At 63.7% G+C, this 21,393-nt stretch carries 22 protein-coding genes; 5 read left to right on the top strand and 17 right to left on the bottom strand.

Annotated elements, in window-relative coordinates:
• Positions 1-2: 2 nt before the first annotated feature.
• From ACOYNB_RS01795 to ACOYNB_RS01780, 4 genes are all read right to left on the bottom strand, one after another.
• Entirely contained in the window at positions 3-1,595 is a 1,593-nt protein-coding gene (locus ACOYNB_RS01795) for a GMC oxidoreductase (RefSeq protein ID WP_422837402.1), read from the bottom strand.
• Position 1,596: 1 nt separating this feature from the next.
• Positions 1,597-2,076, bottom strand: coding sequence for a hypothetical protein (locus ACOYNB_RS01790; RefSeq protein ID WP_422837401.1), 480 nt, complete (start codon positions 2,074-2,076; stop codon positions 1,597-1,599).
• Positions 2,077-2,279: 203 nt separating this feature from the next.
• Positions 2,280-2,798, bottom strand: coding sequence for an FxDxF family PEP-CTERM protein (locus ACOYNB_RS01785; RefSeq protein WP_422837400.1), 519 nt, complete (start codon positions 2,796-2,798; stop codon positions 2,280-2,282).
• Positions 2,799-3,036: 238 nt separating this feature from the next.
• Entirely contained in the window at positions 3,037-4,893 is a 1,857-nt protein-coding gene (locus ACOYNB_RS01780; RefSeq protein ID WP_422837399.1) for a phosphoenolpyruvate carboxykinase (GTP), read from the bottom strand.
• 312 nt (positions 4,894-5,205) lie between these two features.
• On the opposite strand from ACOYNB_RS01780, the gene ACOYNB_RS01775 reads away from it, so the two are divergent.
• Genes ACOYNB_RS01775 through ACOYNB_RS01760 form a run of 4 tightly spaced genes read left to right on the top strand, consistent with a single transcriptional unit; the run spans position 5,206 to position 8,503 of the window.
• Complete coding sequence (locus ACOYNB_RS01775) at positions 5,206-6,009, top strand: hypothetical protein (protein ID WP_422837398.1); 804 nt, start codon at positions 5,206-5,208, stop codon at positions 6,007-6,009.
• A 4-nt stretch (positions 6,010-6,013) separates the two neighbouring features.
• Complete coding sequence (locus ACOYNB_RS01770; protein ID WP_422837397.1) at positions 6,014-6,700, top strand: molybdate ABC transporter permease subunit; 687 nt, start codon at positions 6,014-6,016, stop codon at positions 6,698-6,700.
• Positions 6,697-7,845 carry an ATP-binding cassette domain-containing protein gene (locus ACOYNB_RS01765; protein ID WP_422837396.1) on the top strand — a complete coding sequence of 383 codons (1,149 nt, stop codon included), beginning with the start codon at positions 6,697-6,699 and terminating at the stop codon, positions 7,843-7,845. Before ACOYNB_RS01770 ends, ACOYNB_RS01765 begins: the two co-directional genes overlap by 4 nt.
• A 46-nt stretch (positions 7,846-7,891) precedes the next feature.
• The gene (locus ACOYNB_RS01760; protein ID WP_422837394.1) at positions 7,892-8,503 is read left to right on the top strand and encodes an MOSC domain-containing protein; all 612 of its coding nucleotides are present in this window, start codon (positions 7,892-7,894) and stop codon (positions 8,501-8,503) included.
• A 23-nt stretch (positions 8,504-8,526) separates the two neighbouring features.
• On the opposite strand, the gene ACOYNB_RS01755 is transcribed toward ACOYNB_RS01760, so the two are convergent.
• The 13 genes from ACOYNB_RS01755 to gspG form a co-directional block, all read right to left on the bottom strand.
• Positions 8,527-8,862, bottom strand: coding sequence for a hypothetical protein (locus ACOYNB_RS01755; protein ID WP_422837393.1), 336 nt, complete (start codon positions 8,860-8,862; stop codon positions 8,527-8,529).
• A gap of 2 nt (positions 8,863-8,864) precedes the next feature.
• Positions 8,865-9,782: a 5'-nucleotidase gene (locus tag ACOYNB_RS01750; RefSeq protein ID WP_422837392.1), complete on the bottom strand. Its 918-nt coding sequence runs from the start codon at positions 9,780-9,782 to the stop codon at positions 8,865-8,867.
• Between the two features lie 3 nt (positions 9,783-9,785).
• Positions 9,786-11,009 carry a type II secretion system inner membrane protein GspF gene (gene gspF / locus ACOYNB_RS01745; RefSeq protein WP_422837390.1) on the bottom strand — a complete coding sequence of 408 codons (1,224 nt, stop codon included), beginning with the start codon at positions 11,007-11,009 and terminating at the stop codon, positions 9,786-9,788.
• Between the two features lie 19 nt (positions 11,010-11,028).
• The gene (gene gspE, locus ACOYNB_RS01740; protein WP_422837389.1) at positions 11,029-12,453 is read right to left on the bottom strand and encodes a type II secretion system ATPase GspE; all 1,425 of its coding nucleotides are present in this window, start codon (positions 12,451-12,453) and stop codon (positions 11,029-11,031) included.
• A 15-nt stretch (positions 12,454-12,468) separates the two neighbouring features.
• Entirely contained in the window at positions 12,469-14,727 is a 2,259-nt protein-coding gene (gene gspD, locus ACOYNB_RS01735) for a type II secretion system secretin GspD (protein ID WP_422837388.1), read from the bottom strand.
• A 3-nt stretch (positions 14,728-14,730) separates the two neighbouring features.
• Positions 14,731-15,654 carry a type II secretion system protein N gene (gspN, locus tag ACOYNB_RS01730; protein WP_422837387.1) on the bottom strand — a complete coding sequence of 308 codons (924 nt, stop codon included), beginning with the start codon at positions 15,652-15,654 and terminating at the stop codon, positions 14,731-14,733.
• A 20-nt stretch (positions 15,655-15,674) separates the two neighbouring features.
• Positions 15,675-16,187, bottom strand: coding sequence for a type II secretion system protein GspM (gspM, locus tag ACOYNB_RS01725; RefSeq protein WP_422837386.1), 513 nt, complete (start codon positions 16,185-16,187; stop codon positions 15,675-15,677).
• Between the two features lie 17 nt (positions 16,188-16,204).
• Positions 16,205-17,467, bottom strand: coding sequence for a type II secretion system protein GspL (gspL, locus tag ACOYNB_RS01720; RefSeq protein WP_422837385.1), 1,263 nt, complete (start codon positions 17,465-17,467; stop codon positions 16,205-16,207).
• 124 nt (positions 17,468-17,591) lie between these two features.
• Complete coding sequence (gene gspK / locus ACOYNB_RS01715) at positions 17,592-18,641, bottom strand: type II secretion system minor pseudopilin GspK (protein ID WP_422837384.1); 1,050 nt, start codon at positions 18,639-18,641, stop codon at positions 17,592-17,594.
• Positions 18,642-18,649: 8 nt separating this feature from the next.
• The gene (locus ACOYNB_RS01710; protein WP_422837382.1) at positions 18,650-19,315 is read right to left on the bottom strand and encodes a PulJ/GspJ family protein; all 666 of its coding nucleotides are present in this window, start codon (positions 19,313-19,315) and stop codon (positions 18,650-18,652) included.
• Positions 19,316-19,325: 10 nt separating this feature from the next.
• Complete coding sequence (gene gspI / locus ACOYNB_RS01705; RefSeq protein ID WP_422837381.1) at positions 19,326-19,697, bottom strand: type II secretion system minor pseudopilin GspI; 372 nt, start codon at positions 19,695-19,697, stop codon at positions 19,326-19,328.
• A complete protein-coding gene (locus tag ACOYNB_RS01700) occupies positions 19,681-20,196 on the bottom strand; it encodes a pilus assembly FimT family protein (protein WP_422837380.1) in 516 nt (171 codons plus the stop codon). Before ACOYNB_RS01700 ends, gspI begins: the two co-directional genes overlap by 17 nt.
• The gene (gene gspG, locus ACOYNB_RS01695) at positions 20,171-20,626 is read right to left on the bottom strand and encodes a type II secretion system major pseudopilin GspG (RefSeq protein WP_374257176.1); all 456 of its coding nucleotides are present in this window, start codon (positions 20,624-20,626) and stop codon (positions 20,171-20,173) included. The genes ACOYNB_RS01700 and gspG overlap by 26 nt, the downstream gene beginning before the upstream one ends.
• A gap of 146 nt (positions 20,627-20,772) precedes the next feature.
• Here gspG and ACOYNB_RS01690 point away from each other — a divergent pair, with 146 nt between their 5' ends.
• Positions 20,773-21,393 (top strand): hypothetical protein, encoded by a 621-nt coding sequence (locus tag ACOYNB_RS01690; RefSeq protein ID WP_422837379.1) that lies wholly within the window; start codon positions 20,773-20,775, stop codon positions 21,391-21,393.

The raw sequence follows: 21,393 nt of genomic DNA, 5'->3' as shown, positions 1-21,393 counted from the left end.
ACTCAGGGGCAGGCGTGCCCCTGTGAAGGCGCCTTGGCGGGCATCAGGCTCATGGCCCGTTCGGCCATGGCCGTGATGGTCAGGCTGGGATTGACGCCCAGATTGGCCGGCACCGCTGAGCCATCGACCACATACAGACCGGGGTAGCCGAACACCTCGTGGCGTGCGTCGATCACGCCCTGATCCGGGCCATCGGCCACCACCGCACCGCCGAGGATGTGGGCCGTCACGGCTTTGTTGCCCACGCTTTCCAGCAAAGGACAAATGGCCTCGCCCCCGCTGACTTGCGCCAGATGCTGGGCCGCCTTCAGGGCCTGCGGAATGAAGGCCAGCGAATGCGGTGTCCCGGCGTCCCGCTGGGTGGTGAGCCGCGTACGCCACGGCATCAGCGGATGCCGCTTGCGCACCAGCGCCAGTTGCGTATCCACGTTCTGCATGACCGTCAGCATCACGGCCCGCGCAGGCCAGTCTGTCGCCGCCCAGTTGCGCCACACCCGCCCGGGCTGCCGCGCCATCGCCAGCAAGGTTTTCCAGCGGCGCGCACGCGGCGTGTCGGCCGCCACCAGCGGACCACAGGTCCATCGCATGTATGCGAAGCTCGACGGGAATCGGTTTTGCGTGATGTGGGTGCGCGCATCAGGGTAGAAATGGGTGGTGATGGCGGCCCCGTCCTGATTGGCGATCTGGCCCTTGGGCAACAGCACGCCCACGATGGATTCACTGTTGGTGCGCACACGCTGACCCAGCGCACGCGGTAGCGCCGGCAAGGTCCGCGACACATCCCGACAATGCGACAGCAGCGACACCGTGCCGACCACGCCCGCCGAGACGATCACCTTGCTGGCGACATAGGCTGCGCCCCCCGCAGGGCCCTGCACCGCCACACGGTATCGCCCATCGGCCTGTGGCACGATGTTCGTCACCCGAGTGTTCGGTACGATGCGCACGCCCTTCTGCTCGGCCAGATGCAGGTAGTTCAGATCCAGGCTGTTTTTGGCACCATGCTGGCAGGCCGACAAGCATTCACCGCAATGTCGGCACCCCTCCCGCCGGGGGCCCTCGCCACCAAAAAACGGGTCAACCCCCTCGCCATGCTGCCCAAAGTAAATCGCCTGCGATGCGATGCCCCCAAAGCTGCCCTCGGCTTGCATGGCCTGCGCGGTGTTGCGCAACAAGGCGTCCTGAAGCCCACGCCCCGGATTGGGGGCGCCGCCGAGCATCCGTTCGGCCGTGTCGTAATGGGTGCGCAAGGCCTGATGCCAGTCCCGCACGGTGCGCGGCCAATCCGGTGACGCAAACGTGGTCTCCGAAGGACGCAACAGCACGCCGGCAAACACCTGGCTGCCACCGCCCACAGCCACCCCGCCCACCACGGCCACATCCGGGAAAATCCACTGGCGAAAGTAGCCCCGCAAACCCAGTGCTGGCGCCCAGATCAGGCGCAGCACACTGCGCCCCCCCGCTACCACATCGTCACGCTGCAAGCGGCGTCCCTGCTCCAGCACCACCACCGAATAGCCTTTTTCGGCCATCCGCAAGGCACTGACCGCCCCACCAAAGCCCGATCCGATCACCACGCAATCCACGTCGTGCATCTCATCCTCGCTGGACAGGCGTCAACAAAAACGGAAGCCGCAAATGCCGCAGACCGGGTAAGGCGACATGCATCATGCCCAGCCAGCAGCCGTCGCTCAGCGGGCGCAACTCGTCGACTGCCCAGCACCAAGGCACGCCGGCATCGTGGGGGTATTGCAAGCGCACGGCCATGCGCCCGTCTAACGACGAGAGCGCCAAGGCCGACTGCATGGGGAGAGACTCTCGCACGGGACCGTCCGCCCCGTCGCGTACCAGGTTGACCGTACGGCCATGATCAAAGCGCTTGCCAGACCACCCCGCCAGCGCCGTGAGACGCAGGGACGGTCCGGCACTCCAGCGCAGCCAGGCCGGCCCCACAAACTCCGCCAGAAAATCGACATGCTGAGGGATGGCCTGCGGCGCCGGCAACGCCGCAAACACCGTCAGATATTGCCACCACCCGAGCCGCCGTACGCTCGCGGCGGCCGGGGGGAATGTCATCGCTGTCATGCTGGCTCCCACAGGATTAAGCTGTGCCAGCCAGTGTAGGAAGCCGCCGCGCCGAGGCCATCGGCTCAAGCCCCGAATGGATAACCCTCGTCAGCACCATGCCGCATCGCACCACTTCGGCAAGCAGCGTGCGCACGGACATAAAAAAACCGGGCCAGAGCCCGGTTTTCATCAGCGGTCAGCGGTTCGGTCGATCAAGCGGCCTTGCGACGACGCGACAGCATGCCGACCACGCCCAAACCGGCCAAGGCCAAGGCGTAGGACTCTGGCTCAGGGACCGGAGTCGGATCGCTGCCGCCAACGTAGTCCAGTGTCAACGAACCACTGAACGGCACGCTGGGCTTACCGGGGGCGGGGTCCAGCAGGTCAACCGTGATGAAGTGATCCCCAGACACCAAGCTTCCCTGGGTCTTGCTGTAAACGTAGTACCCGAAATAAGCACTGGTTACATCCACGTCTTGGACAAAGTTTGCGCCATCCAGCTTGATCGAGACCACTGGATTGGACACACCAGCACCGGTCAGGCTGATGGACAAAATGGCGGTGGCATCATAGACATCGTCCAGTGTGAACTTGAAGGTGGTGTCCCCTTCGCCGGACAAGAATGCCCCGTAGTTCGTACCATCGTAGACACTCAGTGTCAGGTTCGTGGCCGCCATCGACGCGCCAGATGCGGCCAACGCAACCGCAGCTACAACGTGCTTCAATTTCATGATTGATCTCCCAGAAGTTAAGCGACTCGCAGACAACTGCTGACGTCCACCAAACCGGGAGAGATCAGACAACGAAAATCGCGAGGTCGTGAATGCATTGAAGCACACGCCCCCCGGATAACATCACCCCGCAAACAGGTGGGTTACACGGAACTCCCCTCAGCCGGGGGAATCCCTTGCGTCCCCAAAAGCAAAACAGGCCCCGAAGGGCCTGTTTTCATTCAGCGAAACGCACCCATCAGGCTGCGAAGCGCTGTTCCAGCTTGGCCTTGGTGGCAGGCATTTCAGCAGGCAGGTTGTACGACAGCTGAGTGAACAGCTCGTCGTGCAACTTCAGTTCTTGCTGCCACGCGGCCTTGTCGATGCCGATGACGGACTGGAACTGTTCCTTGGTGAAGTTCAGGCCATTCCAGTTGATGTCTTCGTACGTGGGGCTGATGCCGAAAGCGTTTTCCACGCCATTGGCCTTGCCTTGCAGACGGCCCAGCATCCACTCCAGAACGCGCATGTTTTCGCTGTAGCCAGGCCACACGAACTTGCCGTCGGCGCCCTTGCGGAACCAGTTCACGCAGTAGATCTTGGGCAGAGCGTGACCAGCGGCTTGCAGCTTGGCGCCCAGGCTCAGCCAGTGCTGGAAGTAGTCGCTCATGTTGTAGCCCATGAAAGGCAACATGGCGAACGGGTCGCGACGGACCACGCCTTGAGCGCCGAAGGCCGCAGCGGTGGTTTCCGAACCCATGGTGGCAGCCATGTAGACGCCTTCGGTCCAGTCACGGGCTTCGGTCACCAGCGGCACGGTGGTCGAACGACGGCCACCGAAGATGAACGCGTCGATGGGCACGCCAGCGGGGTTGTCCCACTCGCTGTCCAGCGCAGGGTTGTTGGTGGCAGCCACGGTGAAGCGGGCGTTGGGGTGAGCCGCCTTGGTGCCCTTTTCCTTGGCAATGGCAGGGGTCCAGTCGTTACCTTGCCAGTCGATCAGGTGAGCCGGGGCCTCGTCGGTCATCGACTCCCACCACACGTCGCCGTCGTCGGTCAGGGCCACGTTCGTGAAGATCACGTCACGGTCCAGCGACTTCATGCAGTTGAAGTTGGTCAGGGTGTTGGTGCCAGGAGCCACGCCGAAGTAACCGGCTTCAGGGTTGATGGCGTACAGCTTGCCGTCGGCAGCAGGCTTGATCCAGGCGATGTCGTCACCGATGGTGGTGACCTTCCAGCCGTTGTAACCCTCTGGCGGGATCAGCATGGAGAAGTTGGTCTTGCCGCAAGCCGATGGGAATGCAGCCGCCACGTGGTACTTCTGGCCTTCGGGGTTGGTCACGCCCAGCAGCAGCATGTGCTCGGCCAGCCAGCCTTGGTCACGGCCCATGGTCGAAGCGATACGCAGGGCAAAGCACTTCTTGCCCAGCAGCGCGTTGCCGCCGTAGCCCGAACCGTACGACCAGATTTCGCGGGTCGTGGGGTAGTGGACGATGTACTTGGTGTCGGGGTTGCAAGGCCACGCCACATCTTGTTGACCTTCGGCCAGCGGTGCGCCCACGGTGTGCACGCAAGGCACGAATTCACCGTCCGCACCCAGCACGTCGATCACGCCCTTGCCCATGCGGGTCATGAGCTTCATGTTGACGGCCACGTAGGCGCTGTCAGACAGTTCCACGCCGATGTGGGCGATGTTGGAACCCAGAGGACCCATGGAGAAGGGCACCACGTACATGGTGCGGCCCTTCATGGCGCCCTTGAACAGGGCATTTTCGCCGGTTTGCAGCTTGGCGCGCATTTCCGCAGGCTCACACCAGTTGTTGGTGGGGCCGGCGTCTTCCTTGCGCTCAGAGCAGATGAAGGTGCGGTCTTCCACGCGGGCCACGTCGGACGGGTGGGTCCAGGCCAGGTAGGAGTTGGGGCGCTTTTCAGGGTTCAGCTTCTTGAACGAGCCGGCAGCCACCAGTTGGGCGCACAGGCGGTCGTACTCTTCGGTGGTGCCATCGCACCAGACAATGTCCTTGGGCTGTGTCAGAGCGGCGATCTCGGCCACCCAGGCAATCAGCTTCTGGTTCTTGACGTATGCAGGTGCATTCACCTGAACAGCAGCAGTCATGACAAACTCCAAAAAATAAAAAACAGGGTCTCGGCAACGCTGCTGACATGCTTTTTTTGATCAGAATCAAGCACTTGCAACGTTATCGACACCCCGTCCAGCACTACCAACACGGGCACGCATGGCGCCTACGGTTGCTGAGTTGGTAACCGCGTATTCTAAAACATCTGGAGCGTTTTGGGGTCCCCCTGCTGGATGGGGGGATGCCCTGCCCCTCTGTGCGGGGTGAGAACTCGATCACACCGCGTTCTGATTTTTGTATGCTGGACACCTGTGGTGCCCTGCTCACCTCGCTCTCTCTTGTGTCATCGCATGTCTGAACTGGATCGCCGAACTGTCATTCAATGGGCCTCGACTTCGCTGGCCTTGGGCTCGACGCCACTCTGGGCGAATCCTCGGGTCGCCCCCCGCGCAGAAAGTCCCTTGGTGGGCACCGACCCCATTCTGATCAGCACGGGCCTGACCTCGCAGTGGCAAGCGGCCATGCGGCAGGACTTGGGCTGGTCGGCGCGATGGCAAGCCATGGAAACGCGCGTGCTGCTGGACCAGCTTGAACAAGGCCATGTGGACGCGGGGCTGTTCCTGCACCACCCACGCGCCGACGAACTCGACAAGCAAGGCCTCATCCACAGCCGTCAGACCATTGCGCGCACCGACGTCCTGATCGTGGGCCCGGAAGATGATGTCGCTGGCATCCGCGGAGAAACCGACCCCGGCCGTGCCTTGCGTCAAATCATGGCGGCCTGTGCCGCGGGTGCCGCGCAATGGCGCCCCACGGAACCCGGTTCCGCCCTGAGCGCACTGGCCGACCGTTGGACGCAAGGCCAGATCGCCAAGCTGCCGGCGGTGACGCCCACGCCGGGTCGCTCTCGCCCCCCCGCTTATCGGCTGATCACGCAAGCCCAATGGCAAAAGCTGCCACCCAAGGGGGAAAAGCTGAAGGTCTGGATGCAAGGTGGGGCCTCGATGCAGCTGGCCGTTCAGGTAGCGTGCTCGTTTCGCGTGCGGCATCCTGGTGCCAAGCTGTTGGTCAGCTGGCTGCAATGGCCTTTGGCCCAAGGCGTCATGAAGCGCGCGGGTGCAGGCTGGCAGCCGGCTGCCGCGCCCAAGGGCTGAGGCGGTGTCCCCGAGTAGCCTGGATGCCTTGATGCTCAGCGGGCAGGTGGCCTTGTGGTCCCTGCTGGTCTCCGGCCCTTTGGCGGTGGCCTTGGCGGGCTGGATGAGCCAAAGCCAGCGGGCCGATCACCCTTTTATGAACAGCCTGATCTTGCTCCCCGTCGGTCTGCCGCCCGTCGTCGTCGGATTTCTGCTGTGGTCGGCATTCTCCGCCCACGGCGCGGGCGGCCAGCTGCTCCATGAGTGGTTGGGCTGGACGCTGCGCCTCGTCCCGGATGGCGCCGTGCTGGTCGCCAGCGTCATGGTCACACCCATGATGATCCGCATGCTGCGGCCAGCCTTTGAGGCGCAATGCCCCGAACTGCTGGCGACGGTGCGCACCTTGGGTGCCTCGCCCTGGCAATCCTGGTGGTCTGCCTGGTGGCGCCCCCGATGGCCAGCCGTGGCCTCAGCCTGGGCGCTCGGCTTTGCTGCGGCCTGGGGTGAGTCTGGGGCCACCATCATGTTGGCCACGCTGCTGCCAGACGCCACACGCGCTGCCACCGTGCCCTTGGCGCTTTGGCGCGAAACGCCCTCGCAGGCATGGCCCCTGGCAACCTGCTCTGTCGCGCTCGCCATGATGGCTGTGGCGCTGAGTGAATGGACACGCAGGCATTGGCGCACACAGGCCTCGCGAGCACATCGACCATGACGGCACGCCCCCTCCCCCGCAGCCTCAGCGTGGAGTTGCGCCTGCAACTCCCGGGGCTGGACGTGCGCACTCAGTTTCGCGTTCTGCCGGGCCGCACCTGCGCATTGGTCGGGCACGAGGCCTCCAGCCTGAGTGCAGTACTGCAGACAGCAGCGGGGCTGATCCCGGCACGTGGTGGGCGCATTGCCTTGGGCAACGAAGTGATTTACGACTCAGCCGCCAAGGTGAACTGCCCCCCACACAAGCGCCACTTGGCGTGGCTCAGCGCGCAAGCCCCTCTGCTGCCGCACCTGTCGGCCAAAGGCAACCTGACATTCCGCTACCGAGCCGCCTCGCACACACCCCGCACCGATGTCCATGACCTCGCTCGCTGGCTGGACATTGCGCACGTGCTGGACCACGTTCCCACGCAACTCACCCACGCACAGCGCTTTCGCGTGGCACTTGGGCGAGCCTTGCTGTCCGCCCCTCATGCTTTGCTGCTGGATGATCCCCTCTCAGCACTGCCCGCAGCCGACCGCGCACCGCTGTTGAGCTTGCTGGCAGAAGTCCCGCGTCGATGCCAACTTCCGGTCGTGCTGGTCAGCACGCGCATGGACGAGGTCATCGCCATGGCGGATGACATGGTGGTTATCCACGAGGGCCGCACGGCCAGCGCAGGCGCCGTGGCGCAAATTCTGTCCGATGTGTCGTTCGGCACGTTCCTGGACGGCGAGCAGGCCGGCAGCGTGCTGGAGGGCGAGGTCAAGCGACATGACATCGAATGGCTGCTCAGTGAGCTCGAGGTCTGCGGGCAACGCGTCGCGGTCCCAGCCATTTTGTTCCCGGTGGGCAGCAAGGTACGGCTGAAATTGCGCGCGCGTGACCTCAGCTTGCACCAAGAGATGCCAGCGGACACCAGCAGCAGCAATCACCTGAGGGGCATCGTGACACAGGTGATGCTGGCTGGCGAACACGGTAGCTATGGCGCCGTGGTGGTGGCGCTGGACCATGCGCTGGACTTCAGCGGCGATCAGTCACGTCCACCGGTTCACGTGTGGGCCATGCTGACCCGCAAGGCCATTCAGCAAATGGGCTGGGCCCCGGGGCATCCCTGCGTGGTGGGATTCAAGGCCATGGCCACACAGGTCACCGCCTGGCACTGAGTGGCGCATACTGTCGCCCTGTCGACTGCTGTCTGATTTGCCCGCCATGCCCAGCCTGCTTCCGCGCCACCTGCTGTCCGTGAACACAGCGGTCGCCACCCCGATCGAGATTGACGGCCGCAAAATCCTCACGGGCATCCGCAAGCGTGCCGTCAGCACGCTCGACGCGCCCCATGCAGTGGACGTTCGCCCACTGGGTTTGGCCGGCGATGAACAGGCGGACCTCAGCGTGCACGGCGGCTTGAGCAAGGCGTTGTATGCCTACCCGCACGAGCACTATGCGTTCTGGCAAACGGTGCGGGCACAGGCCAAAGTCCAGGACTGGAACGAACCCATGCCCCACGGCATGATGGGTGAGAACCTGACCTTGACCGGCCTGCTGGAAGCGGATGCCTTTGTCGGCGATCAGTTGCGCTTTGCCAATTGCGTGCTGGCCATCAGCGAACCTCGCAAGCCGTGCTTCAAGTTCGACGCCATCATGGGCTTTAAACAAGCCACGAAGATGATGGCGCAATCCGGCTACTGCGGCTTCTACCTGTCCGTCATTCAGGATGGCGCGATCCGCGCAGGCGAAAGCTACGAGGTCATCCCTGGACGTCGCGAAGTGAGCATCGCCGAACTGTTCCGCGCCAAGATGAACCGCCGCCACACCGACTGACCGGTGTCACAGCGGGATCCCGCTCAGTCTTCGTCGTCCCAGCGCTTCACGCTGAGCTGGAGCTGATCCAGCCATTTGCGCACCTCGGCGCTGGACGCCAGTGTGTGGGTTTGCCACTCCGGGCGCGGGCTGGGCCGCTTGGCCTGTTTGAGCACCATCGCAGGCTGGCCCGACGCAGACACGCCTGGTGTCAGGCTCATTTCAACCACGGGCATCTGCCGCAGGCTGAACGTCACCACGGCACCACTGACCTTCTCCGTCAACGGCTTGATGTCTCGCACCTTGCTGCGCAAGCTCACCAAGGCCTCGTCGATCTTGAACGGGGGCGGGGCAAAAAAATCTGACAGCTCATCGGCCATGATCACCCTTTCCGTGCATTGGTCACCCCGGCTGCCACATGGCCCGATGGCACATGCGGCGCGGCATTCTCGACATGCCCCGCCTGGTCATCAAAGAAGAAGTCGGGTTCGAACTCCCGCAGAAATTCGCCTTTGGGCAACCCACCCAAAAACAGCGCCTCGTGCACGTCAATGCCCCAATTCATCAGGGTGCGGATGGCGCGCTCATGGGCCGGCGCCCCGCGCGCGGTCACCAATGCGGTTCGCAGGCGCATGCCACCAGTGGCGCCTTGTGCCTCGGCTTGCTGCAGCACATGCAGGGCTTCGAGCAAGGGCTTGAACGGGCCATCCGGCAAGGGCTGGCGGGCCAGGGCCACTTCGTGCGCCTGAAAGGCCTCCAGGCCGCCTTGCTGGTAAACCTGCTCGGCCTCATCGGAAAACAGCACTGCGTCGCCGTCAAACGCAATGCGCACTTCGTTCGGATGGCCCTCGGCTGCCCGCGCCGCATGGGGTAAGACCCGAGCGGCCGGCACGCCGACCGCCAATGCCGAACGCACATCGGCGTCATTGGCGGACAAGAACAAGTGCGCCTGCAAGGGGCGCAGGTATCGCCAGGGGCTTTCGCCTCGGGTGAACACACCACGCTCAATCGGCAAGCCATAGTGATGGGCCGACCGGAACACCCGCATGCCCGACACCGGGTCATTGCGAGACAGGATCACCACCTCGACCCGCGACTGCTCCGGCGTGTTGAAGGCCAACAGCTTGCGCACCAGCGAAAACGCGACACCTGGCTTGGCAGGCTCATCGAGCTTTTGCTGCTGCAAGGCCATGTAGGCGCGGTCATCGCTGCCTTCAAAGAGGTGGTTCTCCTCTTCAAAGTCAAACAGCGCGCGCGAGGAAATGGCCACCACCAGGCGACCGTTGAGACTGGCTGGCATGGCTCACTTCACCCAGGTGTTCATCTGCATGATCGGCATCATCACCGACATCACGATCAGCATCACGATCAGGCCCATGGCCACGATCAACAGGGGCTCCAGCACCGTGGCGATGGCCAGCGCCTTGCGCTGCACCTCCGCACCCAGTTGGTTGGCCGCACGCTGCAGCATCACGGGCAATTGCCCGGTCTGCTCTCCCAGTCGCGCGAACATGGCAAGCAAGCCCGGAAACCGCTTTTTGGCGGCCAAGGCCGAAGCCAGCGGCGCGCCTTCGCGCACCTGAACCAGGCAATCCATGGCATCAGCCCGCATGGCACGATTGGACAAAGTCTCCGCCGCCGCTTGCAGGGCTTTCAGAATCGGCACGCCGGATCCGGCCAGCATGGCCAGGGTGCCGGCAAAGCGCGCGGCGTTGTACCCCCGCGCCAGCCGACCGATGATGGGCAGCCCCAACCAAGCCGCATCGAATCGCTCGCGAAATCCTTCGTCACGGCGCGCGACCATGAGGCCAGCGCCCCCACCGATCAGCGCCAGCGCCAGCAACCATCCCCAGTTGCGCATGAAGGCACTCAACCCCAGCATGAATTGCGTCAGCATGGGCAAAGCCCGCTTGCTGCTGGAAAACACCTGCGCCACCTGCGGCACCACAAACACCAGCAAGGCCACCACGATCACCACGGCGAACACCGACACGATGGCCGGATACAGGGTGGCCCCAATCAGCTTGCTGCGCAAGGCTTGCTGTTCTTCCAGATCGGTGGCGAGCTTCTCGAGCACCTGGCCCAACTGACCGCTTTGCTCACCGGCAGCCACCACACCACGGTAGACATCGTCGAACTCGCGGGGCGAACCCGACAAGGCTTGGGCAAAGGGCGCACCGGCATTCACCTCGGCACGCAAGTGCGCCACCAGCTCACGCTGACGCGGGTCTTCGGCCTCGTCCGCCAAGGCGGTCAAGGCACGCTCCAGCGGCAGGCCTGCCACCACCAAACCCGACAGTTGTCGGGTCCAGATGGCCAAGGCGGTCGGGTTGAACACCCGGCGCGCGAACAGCTGGGTGGCCCCCTGCGCAGCCCCCTCGGCGGCCATGACCACCACATCCACCTTCAAGGGAACCAGTTGCTGGGCGCGCAATTGCGTGCGCGCCGCCTTGGGGTTATCGGCCTCAACCAGCCCGTTGACGGTCTTGCCCGACGCGTCGAGGGCTTCAAAACGGAAGGCTGGCATGTTGAAAACCTCGCCTTGCTTATTCGCGTGTGACGCGCAAGACCTCTTCCAGAGAGGTCACGCCTTCGGCCACCAGACGATCGCCATCGTCTCGCATGGTTTTCATGCCAGCCGCCTGAGCCACCTCGGCCAGACGGGCCTCGGCGGCACGGCTGTGGATGAGCTCGCGAATCTCGTCATCGGCCACCATCAACTCGTAGACACCGGTTCGGCCCTTGTAGCCGCTCATGCCGCACTCGCTGCAGCCCACCGGGTGCCACTTGCCATGACCATCCTGACGCTTGCAATGCGGACACAGCTTGCGAACCAGGCGCTGTCCCAGCACCCCCAGCAAGGACGACGACAGCAGGAAGGGCTCGATGCCCATGTCGGTCAAACGGGTGACGGCACTGGGTGCATCGTTGGTGTGCAAGGTAGCCAAGACCAAGTGACCGGTCAGAGAGGCCTGCACGGCAATCTGTGCGGTTTCGAAGTCACGGATTTCACCAATCATGATGACGTCCGGGTCCTGGCGCAAGATGGCACGCAGGGCCTTCGCGAAGGTCAGGTCGATCTTCGCATTCACCTGTGTCTGACCGATACCGGGCAACTCGTATTCGACCGGGTCTTCCACCGTCAGCACATTGGTGGTGGCGGCATCCACCGTGCTCAAGCCAGCATACAGGGTGGTGGTCTTGCCCGAGCCCGTCGGACCGGTGACCAGCACGATGCCGTGCGGCTGACGCAGCAACCGCTTGAAGCGCTCCAGCGTGTCGCCACTCATGCCCAAGGATTCGAGGGTGAACTTGCTGGTGTCGCCCTTGTCCAGAATCCGCAGCACCGCGCGCTCGCCATGGGCCGACGGCAAGGTCGACACCCGCACATCCACTGCGCGGCCGCCAATGCGCAAGCTGATGCGCCCGTCTTGCGGCAAGCGCTTCTCGGAGATGTCCAGCTCGGCCATGATCTTCAGGCGCGAGATGAGCGCCGCATGCAGCGCCTTGTTGGGCTGCACCACTTCGCGCAGCGTGCCATCGACGCGGAAGCGCACCGCCGACGAGCGCTCATAGGGCTCGATGTGGATGTCCGACGCGCCGTCTTTGGCCGCCTGGGTCAGCAACGCATTGAGCATCCGAATGATGGGCGCATCGTTGCTGGACTCCAGCAGGTCCTCCACGGCAGGCAGGTCTTGCATCATGCGAGACAGGTCGACGGCACTTTCCACCTCTCCGACCACAGCCGCTGCACTGCCTTCACCGCCAGCATAGGCCGCCGCAATGCGCTGCGACAAGGCATCAGGGGCCTCATGCTCGATCACGTCGACCGCGTGGACGCGCATCACCTCCGACAAGGCCGAGGGCGACACGGTGAGGCTGGCCCACAGCGTGCTGCGAGGCCCGTCACATTCCAGCAAAACGCCCTGGGTCTTCGCAAACGCATAAGGCAAAGGGTGGCGAACAGCCATGACGCGCGCCCCCGCTTACTGGCCTGCCGGAACCGACGGCGTCGGCATCAGCTTGGGTGCATAACGCGAGTCGGCCGGCATCACCACCGTCGGCGTCGGTCCATTGGGCTCATCGAGTGGCTGACGCACCGAGGGCATGCTCAACTGATTGCTGAGCTTGAGCGGATCCAGCATCGGCACCTCGTTGATGCCCAGTACCGGGTGCTCCGCCGGCTTGCTGTCGGCCTGACGCTGGCGCATCAGGTCGTAACGGTCCATCGTCAAGGCATTGGCCGCTTCCTGTGTGCGCATCACGATCGGGCGCAAGAACACCATCAGATTGGTCTTCTTGCGACTGCGTTCCTGGCTCTTGAACAGGTTGCCCACCACGGGGATGTCGCCCAGCAAGGGCACCTTCGAGGCCTCGTCGCTGTACTCGTCCTTCATCAGACCGCCCAGCACCAGCACCTGCCCGTCGTCCACCACCACGGTGCTCTCGATCGAACTCTTGGACGTGGTGGGGCCACTGGTGGTCGAGGTGGACGACACGCGCGCATCTTCCTGGAAGATGGTCATGCGCACCGTACCGCCCTCACCCACTTGCGGCCGCACTCGCAGCGTCAAACCCACGTCCTTGCGTTCGATGGTCTGGAAAGGGTTCACCGTTCCGGATGAGGTCGTGCCGGCGTTCGTGTAGCTGCCCGTGACGAAGGGCACGTTCTCACCCACAACGATCTTGGCCTCTTCGTTGTCCAGCGTCACCAGATTCGGTGTGGACAGGATATTGCCGCCCGCTTCGGTCTGCAGGAAGTTGGCCAAAGCGCCCAGACTGTACGTACCGTCGCTCAACCGACGAGCCAGGGCCACCGTCAAGCCTCCCACCGATGGAATGCCGCCACTCTTGGCCGTGGCGATGGCGCTGGTCAACGACGAAATGTCTGTTGTGCCCAGGTTGGTCCCCACACCAACGATCTTGTTGCTACCTGCCGCCCCCGCCCACTGAACACCCAGTTGCGCGGCCTTCTCGGCGTCGACCTTCACGATCATCGCCTCGATGTAAATCTGCGCGCGACGACCATCCAGTTGATCAATCACCGCGCGCAACTGGCGATACATCGAATCGGTCGCCGTGATGACGAGCGAATTGGTGGCCGGATCAGCCTGAATGAAGCCCCCCGTCGACGGCTGCGCCGAAGCCGCCACAGGTGACGAGCTCTGCGAAGACGCGGTCCCGGACTGCGTGGACGTGGCCGCAGCCGTGCTCGCCCCGGTGCCCGTATTCAATGACGAAGAAGCGCCCGCCCCGCTGGCACCCGATGCACCGCCACTGGTCGAACCATTGGCACTCGGGAAGGCAGCGCGCAACACCTGCGCCAGCTTGACCGCGTCAGCGTTCTTCAAGTACACCACATGGATGCCGCTGCCGCCCAGCCCTGATGTCCCGGGGCGATCCAATCGCTGAATCAGCGTGCGAACCAAGGCCATGCGCGCCGCATTGGGCGCACGCACCAACAACGTGTTCGTGCGTGCATCGGCCATCACCAAGGTACTGGGGCTCCCCCCTGCGGCACCGCCTGGCGTGGCGGCCGAACCGCTGCCATCGGCCATTTTTTGCACCACCGGCGCGAGATCCGATGCAATCGCGTATTGCAGCGGAATCGCTTCCATGTCCGTGGCCACCGGCACATCCAGCGCCGCAATCATTTGCGCGATGCGCTTGAGGTTGTCCGCGTAGTCGGTGATCACCAGCGTGTTGGTTGCGGCATTCGCATTGATCGTGTTGTTCGGGCTGATCAGCGGGCGCAGCACCGTCACCAGGTTATTAGCGGTTTCGTACTGCACACGGAAAATCTGCGTGATGACCTGATCACCCGAGCGCTTCACCGCCCCGACATCCACCGTACCTGTCTGCAACTTGGCCTCGGCCTCGGGCACCACCTTCAGCAGGCCCGACACTTCCACCACCGTGAACCCCTGTCCGCGCAGGGCTGCCAGGAAATTCAGGTAGGCCTCTCGCGGCGTCAGCGGCTGATCGCTGTACAGCGTGATGTTGCCCTTGACGCGCGGGTCGACCAGGATCTGGCGTTCCACGATGGCAGCCATCGCCCGGGCCACGCCGTCAATCTCGGCATTCACAAAGTTCAGGGTGACGGTCGGCCCTTCTTTGCGAACGGCCGACTTGGTCGCTGCCATGGCCAGCCCGGCAGGCAACAGCCCACCCGGCCCGAAGGTCAAGGCCAGCGCCATCACCAGCGCCGTGGCACGGGGGCGAGTCAGCAGAAGTTGGTGCTTCATGACTTATCCGATCGAAATGACAGAACGGTCGCCTTCGCGGCGCCCGATGATGTTCAACAAATTGTCCAAGGCACCGCGCTCCGCCTCGCTCGCACGGGCCTCGCCGCGAAACTGCACGCCTCGCGGTCCAATCTGGCCCTCGCCAGACAATTGCAGCGCCCCCTCCAGGGTGCGCATGGACATCTGCACGGGTCCTTGCGGATGGCCCTGCAGCAAGAGTCTGTAAGACCCGATTTGGTTCAACGTGGTCACACGTGACGCCACATGATCCAACCAGATATCAACCTGACCAGAAACCTGCAACTGCCCCTTGGCCCACGCCACAGACAACTGGTTCGATGAGACCCGCAACGCACCGCTGAGTTGCAAGGTGTTCCAAGGGGTCCCCAAGCCTCCCAGCCATGCCGCCGGCCAATGCCCCAGTTCACCAGACGCCTGCACGGCCGATCGCGGATCTGGGCGAGTCCCCACCGTCACATCCACGCGGCCCCACGATGGCTTGATGTGAATCGCAACGGGCTCGGGCATGCAACAGTCCTGCTGCAGCACCAGACTCAGCCCCCGCTCGCGCCATCCCAACTGCCAATGCAGTCGCCCGGGCAACACACGCGCATCTCGGCTACCAGGCCCACCACTCAGCACCGCCACGGCACTGCCTTGCCACACCGTGCCATCGGCATCGGCCAACAACAGACGTTGAGACGTCACGCCGGTGACCGCATTCGCCAGCCAACTGGCAGGCGCGCACATCACCAGCCCCGCCACAGCCCCCAGGCCCGCCCCCAGCCAGCCCCAACGGCGCCCGGCACGACGCATGCTCTCCCACCGCTCGGACTCGAACGTCGAATCCAAAGCCCGCGTGGTGGCAGCAGCCGCACCCTGCAACCAACGAGGCCGGCGAACGAAGAGCGACGGCAGCCCAGCCATGCGTGACTTTGCAGGCAAGGTCACTGCTCCCCCTGGCCAGACAAGGCCAGTGTGATGGTGCCGTTGTACACCCCGACTGCGCTTTGCTGCAAGGCGGCCTCGACGGGACGCGCGCGCGCACCAGAGCGAACTTCGTCCAACCACGATGCCAAAGCCTTGCCCGACACGCCCGTCAAGTTGACCGTTACACGATCACCCTGCGTCATCAGCCGGGCACCATCGCCCAAACGCTCGGTGGCAGCCTTCAATGCCGCCTCAGCTTGCACCGGTGGCACAGGGGGGCGTTGCTTCAGCACCCGTGCCTCTTCGGCCTCACGGCGCATCTGATCCAACTGGGCATCCAGCTCACGCAACTGGGCCGGCGTCTGCGCCAGCGACTTGACCGCCGGGCGCACGCCCACCATCACCACCAGCGTGAGCAGTGCCAAGGCTGCTGCCACGCTCAACAACTGCCGCTCCCGAGGCGCCATGGCCGACCAAGTCGACTGCCACTGGGCACGGAGCGCTTCGAGTTGCACAAACTGTTTAGCCATCTGCTTTCCTGTCGAACTCAAGGATGCACCGCGCGACGCACCGTGACCAGCGCATCACTCTCGCTGCTCACGGCCAGTCCTTGCGCAGACAAGCGTGTCCGCAACTGCGCCATCTCGTCAGCGCGCCACCCAGCGGGCAACGCCACGGTCAGGCTACTGCCGTCGTACTGCAACTGAGCCGTGGGCTTTTCTGGTGGCCACACACTGGCCAACGCGGCCATCAGCGCCTCCAGATCATTGCCACCAGGCTGTCCAGCCTGAGCACGCAGTGTCTCCGTCGCGCGCTGCATTTGCGCCGGCGCATCGACCACCACCTGAACCTGTGGGTGCGCCTCTTTGAGGACCTGAACCATCTGCGCACGACGCGTCTTGATCTGCGATTTTTGCTGCCAGGCCCACAGATTCAACCCGACCAGTTGAACCGCCACAAAGGCCACCAGGCCCACCCGCACCGGGCGCCACTGCGGCCCGAGAAACTGGCGCCAGCGGTCTGACAAGACCTGCAGTCCTTTGCTACGAGGCGTCAACTCGAACTGCAGGAGATTCCATAACGAACGCCCCGCAGCCAACATGAAGGCCTGCTGCGTCTGAACCATGACGGCACGGCCCAGCCACCGCTCTGACTGTGATGCCACAGGAGGCGTGGCGTAAAAACGGGCCTGCGCCGGCAAGGGATCTGGCAGCAATTGGCGGGACAAGCTCCCCGCCAAGGGCCACGTTGCTACCCCTTCGGGCGACGACCATGTCAGCAACACTGGCGAGCTCGGATCCCCTGCCGCCGGCCCGCTCTCTCCGGGCTCGTGAAAATAGGCAGCAGGCGGATCATCTGGCGCCACACCGGGAACCACCCGATCGACTCTCACCCGCGCCTTCTCCAGCGCCATCAGTTGTGCCGTGAGCCAGGTGTGATCGCAGGTCGCGACCCACGCCATCTGCCCGACTTTGGCTTCCGGTGCCACCGCGAAATGCAGGTTGTCCGGATCATCCAGCAACGACTCTTCAAGCAAGCCCGCCAACGCTGCACGCAAGCGCGCCTGAGGCGCCTTCGGCAAGGTCAAGCGATGCCAACTGACATCCGTGGGAGGCATGACCGCAATCACACTGTCAGCACTGGGCAGCATGGCAGGCGTTGCACGCCCCTGCCTGACGGCGTTGATGCCGTCATCGGTCAGCACGAAGCTGTACTCCGCCGCGCCACATGACGACGCACCGACGTCCGCAGCCTCCGCATCGCCGCTCAAACGCGCGCGTGCAGGCAATTGAATGATGAGAATGCTCATGCCCGGACGTTCAGATGTTCAATGTTCCTTGAAACGCACCGGTTGGCGCGCCCGACGATTGTAGAAGTGCCTTCGCAGCGTCCCTTTAAGGATTCATACCTGCTTGGCACCCTGCACACCCCGATCATGGGGTCGCAGTCATACCGGATGATGACTCCAAGCCCGAAAACCGCGACTGCTGTCGCACCAGCACATCAGCACCGACACGCTGCAGCAACTGACGCTGCTCGATCACGTTGTCATCCATCCGCAGACGACCACTCACCTCGAAGAAGTCAGACGTGACCGCCAGACGATCCACATTCCATCGGCCCGCCCCAAGGATGGCCGTGATCGCATCGACAGTTTTGAACGGATTGCGCTGACGCTCCTGCACGATGCGCGATGCACGCGCCAAATCCAGCCCATCCACCGCAGCGGCAATCACCTCTTTGCTGGCCGTGTTCACATTCACACGAGAAGCGTCGGGCAACAGGGTGATGAAAGGACGCAGCCGCTCCACGGTGCCAGCGTCCAGCCCCAGCCAGGTGAGCTCACTCACACTCCGGGGCAAGAGTGGCGCTTTGTTCCGCCCCTCGTCACCGCCCAGCTTGTCCAGCGCAGACGCATCACCAGACTTCGTGGCCAACGACGCCTGACGCAAAGAGTTGGCCACACCGTCCGCCAGCGCGGGCGACAAACCGGCCGCTTCGCACAAGCGCCGAAACACCGCCAACTCTTCAGGCACCACATCACCCTGATCATTGACCAGGTTGTGCAGGTTGTACCGAGCGGACGCATCCTCCACCTTGCCCGACAAGAAGGCCTCTGGGGCATCATCTTGCTCACCGGCCCTCGCATTGTTGGCCGCATCTGCGGCCAGGAACGTGGACAAGCGTGCTTCCGCCAACGGAATGGCCCAAGGCTCCCCCAAGTGATCCGGCCCGCCGTTTCGCTGGTCTTCCCGCAAGATCATGCGCGCCCAATCTTGCGCACCACTCAGCACCCAACCTGCCTGGGACCGTACACGCTCAGCCGCCTCGACCTGAACGGCTCGCCACTGCTGCCAGACCATGGAGGCTGACAACGTGGCCACCAGCGTCACGATCACCATGGCCATCAACAAGGCCGCGCCACGCTCATCACGCACGCGCCAAGGGGTCCGCACCAATCGAAGATTCCTGCTTGCCGTCATGCCATCCCTCAGTTCTGGCCCGGCTGAGGCGCAAGCATCAGATCCCGCGTCAAGAGACCCGAAAACCCGCTGCCCTCGCTCAAACTGACTTGCACGCGGACGGCGGTGGGCAACTGCTCTCGCGCCGCCACCGCGCCCGAGGGGGCACCGCTCTTGACCACATCGCCGCTGGATTGACAGTTGGTGACGGCGCCACCCCGGAAGCAGTACACCTGCCATTGCAGCACCCCACGCAGGGCAACCAAGGTGCCGGGCTCTCGCCCTTGCAACTGCCCGGCTGCGCGCCAATGATTCTGCAAAGCCCCCACCTGCGTGGTATCCGCACTGGCCCACCGCTGCAGGCGTCCGTCTCGCACCGACCAGACCACCACACGAACACCCGCACCGGTTCGGCGCGTCATCATCAGATTCGCGCCATCAAACTGAAGCCCCTTGACGATCTGCGTGTCCGTGACCTGCGCCAGATCCGTCTCCAGTTGCGTCATCACCGCCTGCAGTCTCAGGGTTCGCTTCAGGTTGTCATCCGAGATCTCACGTGCCCGCGTGATCGCATCCATGCCCTTCCAGGCGGATGCTGCCAGAACGGACAAGATCAAGATGGACACCAACACCTCGATCAGCGTGAAACCCAGGGCTTGCCGATGAGGGATGAGATGACGACGCACAGTGCTCACGGACATCGCCTCAGAATCGCGGCAAAACCGTCGACAACTTGACGATCGGTGCGCCCTGCTCATCCAGCACTTGCGCATCGACACGCCGGAAATTCGGATTGGGCGTGGCGCGAACCATCATCTTCCCAGGCAGCCGCCGGCCAAGTTGCGAACATTGAAAATCACTGTCCCCCTCAGGCGGAAAGGTCTTCGCCAGCTTCAGCCCGGTCAACTGGTTTTCAGCGCACCACTGACCCAGCGTCAAATCGCTCATGCGTTGCGCATTGATGCTCAAGCCGCCGGCCGCCTTGATGCCGGCAGACAAGGCCATGGCCACAATGGCCAGGGCCACCAACACCTCAATCAAGGTCATTCCGCGACCCCATTCAAGGTGACGTTGCATTGGCGCTCCCTTCCTCTCCGGGCAAGCTGTCCTCGGTGGATTGACCATTCAGCACCTCGAATGGGCCGAGTCCCTTGGTTCCCACGATGATTTGCTTGTCATCCAGGCGGAGCAGCACACTCTGCGCCCCAATCACGGGCTCAGGCCCCAGCACAATGCTGCGCGCACCGACGACTTCGGCGCGCACCTCGGGCTCCAGCCATTTCAACGGCGGCATCAACGCCGCTGGCAGCCCCAGAAACTGATAGTCTGCCTCGCTGCCCTTGGCCTGCGGCACCCACAACACGGTCATGGCCCCGGCCCGCGCCTGCGTACGAGCCGACTCCAGCAAAGCAATGAGCCGAGCGGCCTCGCGCTCCAAACGCGTCGAAGACGGATCCGGCACCGCAAAACTCACCACGGCCGTGGCAATGGCCAGCATGGCCACCACCACCATCAACTCCAGTAGCGTGAAGCCGCGGGCGCGCCCGCGCTTACTGCCAGGAGCCGATATCGGCATCGCGGCCTTCACCACCGCTTTGACCATCTGCACCAAAGCTGAACACGTCGACTGCGCCCTTCACACCTGGGTTCACGTACTGATAAGGGCGCCCCCATGGATCATTCGGCAGCTTTTCCAGATACGACTTCCAGTTCGGCGGAATCGGCGCGGCCGTCGGCTTGGTCACCAGCGCCTGCAAGCCTTGCTCACCGCTCGGGAATCGCTGATTGTCCAGCTTGTAGAGCTTCAGCGCCTGCATGATGTTGCTCACGTCAGTGCGTGCGGCGGTCACGCGTGCATCATCGGCACGATCCAGCACGTTGGGCACGATCAGCGCGGCCAGCAGCCCGATGATCACCAGCACCACCATCAGCTCGATCAGTGTGAAACCTCGTTGCAGGGCGCGCATGGCCTTCTGCCCCCCTTGCGGCATTTGCACAAACTTCATGTGTCGATCCTAAACAGACTTGAACGGTCCACAGGTGCTTCGCATCTCCCTTGAAGCATCCCGGCGCGCCAGCATGCCCGAGCGCACAGCCCCCATGATGCGGGATGAACCCGAGGTTTGATGCGTCGTTTAGCCAGGCTGGCGCAATGAACACCCATCATAATGGTCAGATCATGGCGTCACGCATCTTTGCACTCATCACTTGGGCCGCAGTCGCAGCCAGTTTGGCGTACTGGGGCCTGCGCTGGCTGGCGCACCCTGCCGCCGTTCCTCCTCACGCCCATCGCGTGTCACTGGAGAGCGATGTACGGGGCGACTTCCAGCGACTGCTCGCAGGTCCTGCAAAAGCAGCATCCAGCGTCGAGCCCAACGCTGCATCACAGTTGGCGGGTCGCATTCGGCTGATTGGTGCCGTGGCACCGCGTGGATCCGAACAAAGCGGTGGCGTGGCACTGATCTCCGTGGACGGCAAGCCAGCACGGGCCGTCCGAATCGGCGGCACAGTGGATGGCGATCTGGTCCTGCAAAGTGTGTCTCAGCGTCAGGCGCAAATCGGCCGCTCCGATGCCGCGCCATCCATCACTTTGACGTTGCCAACCTTGCCGATGGCCGCAACCGGAACACTGCCAGCCCCCACCGGGGTGGTGCGCAATGCAGGCTCGGCCTATGCACAGGCTGGGCCCATGGGCGCGCAGCCTACCGTGCAAGCGGGGGGCGGCATGCCGCCGCCACCCCAGCACCCGGCTGGTCACACCAACCGAGACTGA

The sequence above is a fragment of the Aquabacterium sp. genome, from assembly GCF_049317225.1.
Taxonomy (GTDB): domain Bacteria; phylum Pseudomonadota; class Gammaproteobacteria; order Burkholderiales; family Burkholderiaceae_C; genus Aquabacterium.
The sequence above is the reverse complement of the archived record's forward strand: the minus strand, read 5'-3'. Positions and strand labels throughout refer to the sequence as shown.

Bases quoted from the DNA above. Each gene is read 5' to 3' on its own strand.
- gspD (WP_422837388.1), bottom strand. From the start codon at position 14,727: ATGAAGCACCAACTTCTGCTGACTCGCCCCCGTGCCACGGCGCTGGTG.
- gspG (WP_374257176.1), bottom strand. From the start codon at position 20,626: ATGAAGTTTGTGCAAATGCCGCAAGGGGGGCAGAAGGCCATGCGCGCC.
- ACOYNB_RS01790 (WP_422837401.1), bottom strand. From the start codon at position 2,076: ATGACATTCCCCCCGGCCGCCGCGAGCGTACGGCGGCTCGGGTGGTGG.
- gspI (WP_422837381.1), bottom strand. From the start codon at position 19,697: ATGCAACGTCACCTTGAATGGGGTCGCGGAATGACCTTGATTGAGGTG.
- gspK (WP_422837384.1), bottom strand. From the start codon at position 18,641: ATGACGGCAAGCAGGAATCTTCGATTGGTGCGGACCCCTTGGCGCGTG.
- ACOYNB_RS01750 (WP_422837392.1), bottom strand. From the start codon at position 9,782: ATGCCAGCCAGTCTCAACGGTCGCCTGGTGGTGGCCATTTCCTCGCGC.
- ACOYNB_RS01775 (WP_422837398.1), top strand. From the start codon at position 5,206: ATGTCTGAACTGGATCGCCGAACTGTCATTCAATGGGCCTCGACTTCG.
- ACOYNB_RS01760 (WP_422837394.1), top strand. From the start codon at position 7,892: ATGCCCAGCCTGCTTCCGCGCCACCTGCTGTCCGTGAACACAGCGGTC.
- gspN (WP_422837387.1), bottom strand. From the start codon at position 15,654: ATGGCTGGGCTGCCGTCGCTCTTCGTTCGCCGGCCTCGTTGGTTGCAG.
- gspM (WP_422837386.1), bottom strand. From the start codon at position 16,187: ATGGCTAAACAGTTTGTGCAACTCGAAGCGCTCCGTGCCCAGTGGCAG.
- ACOYNB_RS01690 (WP_422837379.1), top strand. From the start codon at position 20,773: ATGAACACCCATCATAATGGTCAGATCATGGCGTCACGCATCTTTGCA.
- ACOYNB_RS01700 (WP_422837380.1), bottom strand. From the start codon at position 20,196: ATGCCGATATCGGCTCCTGGCAGTAAGCGCGGGCGCGCCCGCGGCTTC.
- ACOYNB_RS01755 (WP_422837393.1), bottom strand. From the start codon at position 8,862: ATGGCCGATGAGCTGTCAGATTTTTTTGCCCCGCCCCCGTTCAAGATC.
- ACOYNB_RS01795 (WP_422837402.1), bottom strand. From the start codon at position 1,595: ATGCACGACGTGGATTGCGTGGTGATCGGATCGGGCTTTGGTGGGGCG.
- ACOYNB_RS01765 (WP_422837396.1), top strand. From the start codon at position 6,697: ATGACGGCACGCCCCCTCCCCCGCAGCCTCAGCGTGGAGTTGCGCCTG.
- gspL (WP_422837385.1), bottom strand. From the start codon at position 17,467: ATGAGCATTCTCATCATTCAATTGCCTGCACGCGCGCGTTTGAGCGGC.
- gspF (WP_422837390.1), bottom strand. From the start codon at position 11,009: ATGCCAGCCTTCCGTTTTGAAGCCCTCGACGCGTCGGGCAAGACCGTC.
- gspE (WP_422837389.1), bottom strand. From the start codon at position 12,453: ATGGCTGTTCGCCACCCTTTGCCTTATGCGTTTGCGAAGACCCAGGGC.
- ACOYNB_RS01780 (WP_422837399.1), bottom strand. From the start codon at position 4,893: ATGACTGCTGCTGTTCAGGTGAATGCACCTGCATACGTCAAGAACCAG.
- ACOYNB_RS01785 (WP_422837400.1), bottom strand. From the start codon at position 2,798: ATGAAATTGAAGCACGTTGTAGCTGCGGTTGCGTTGGCCGCATCTGGC.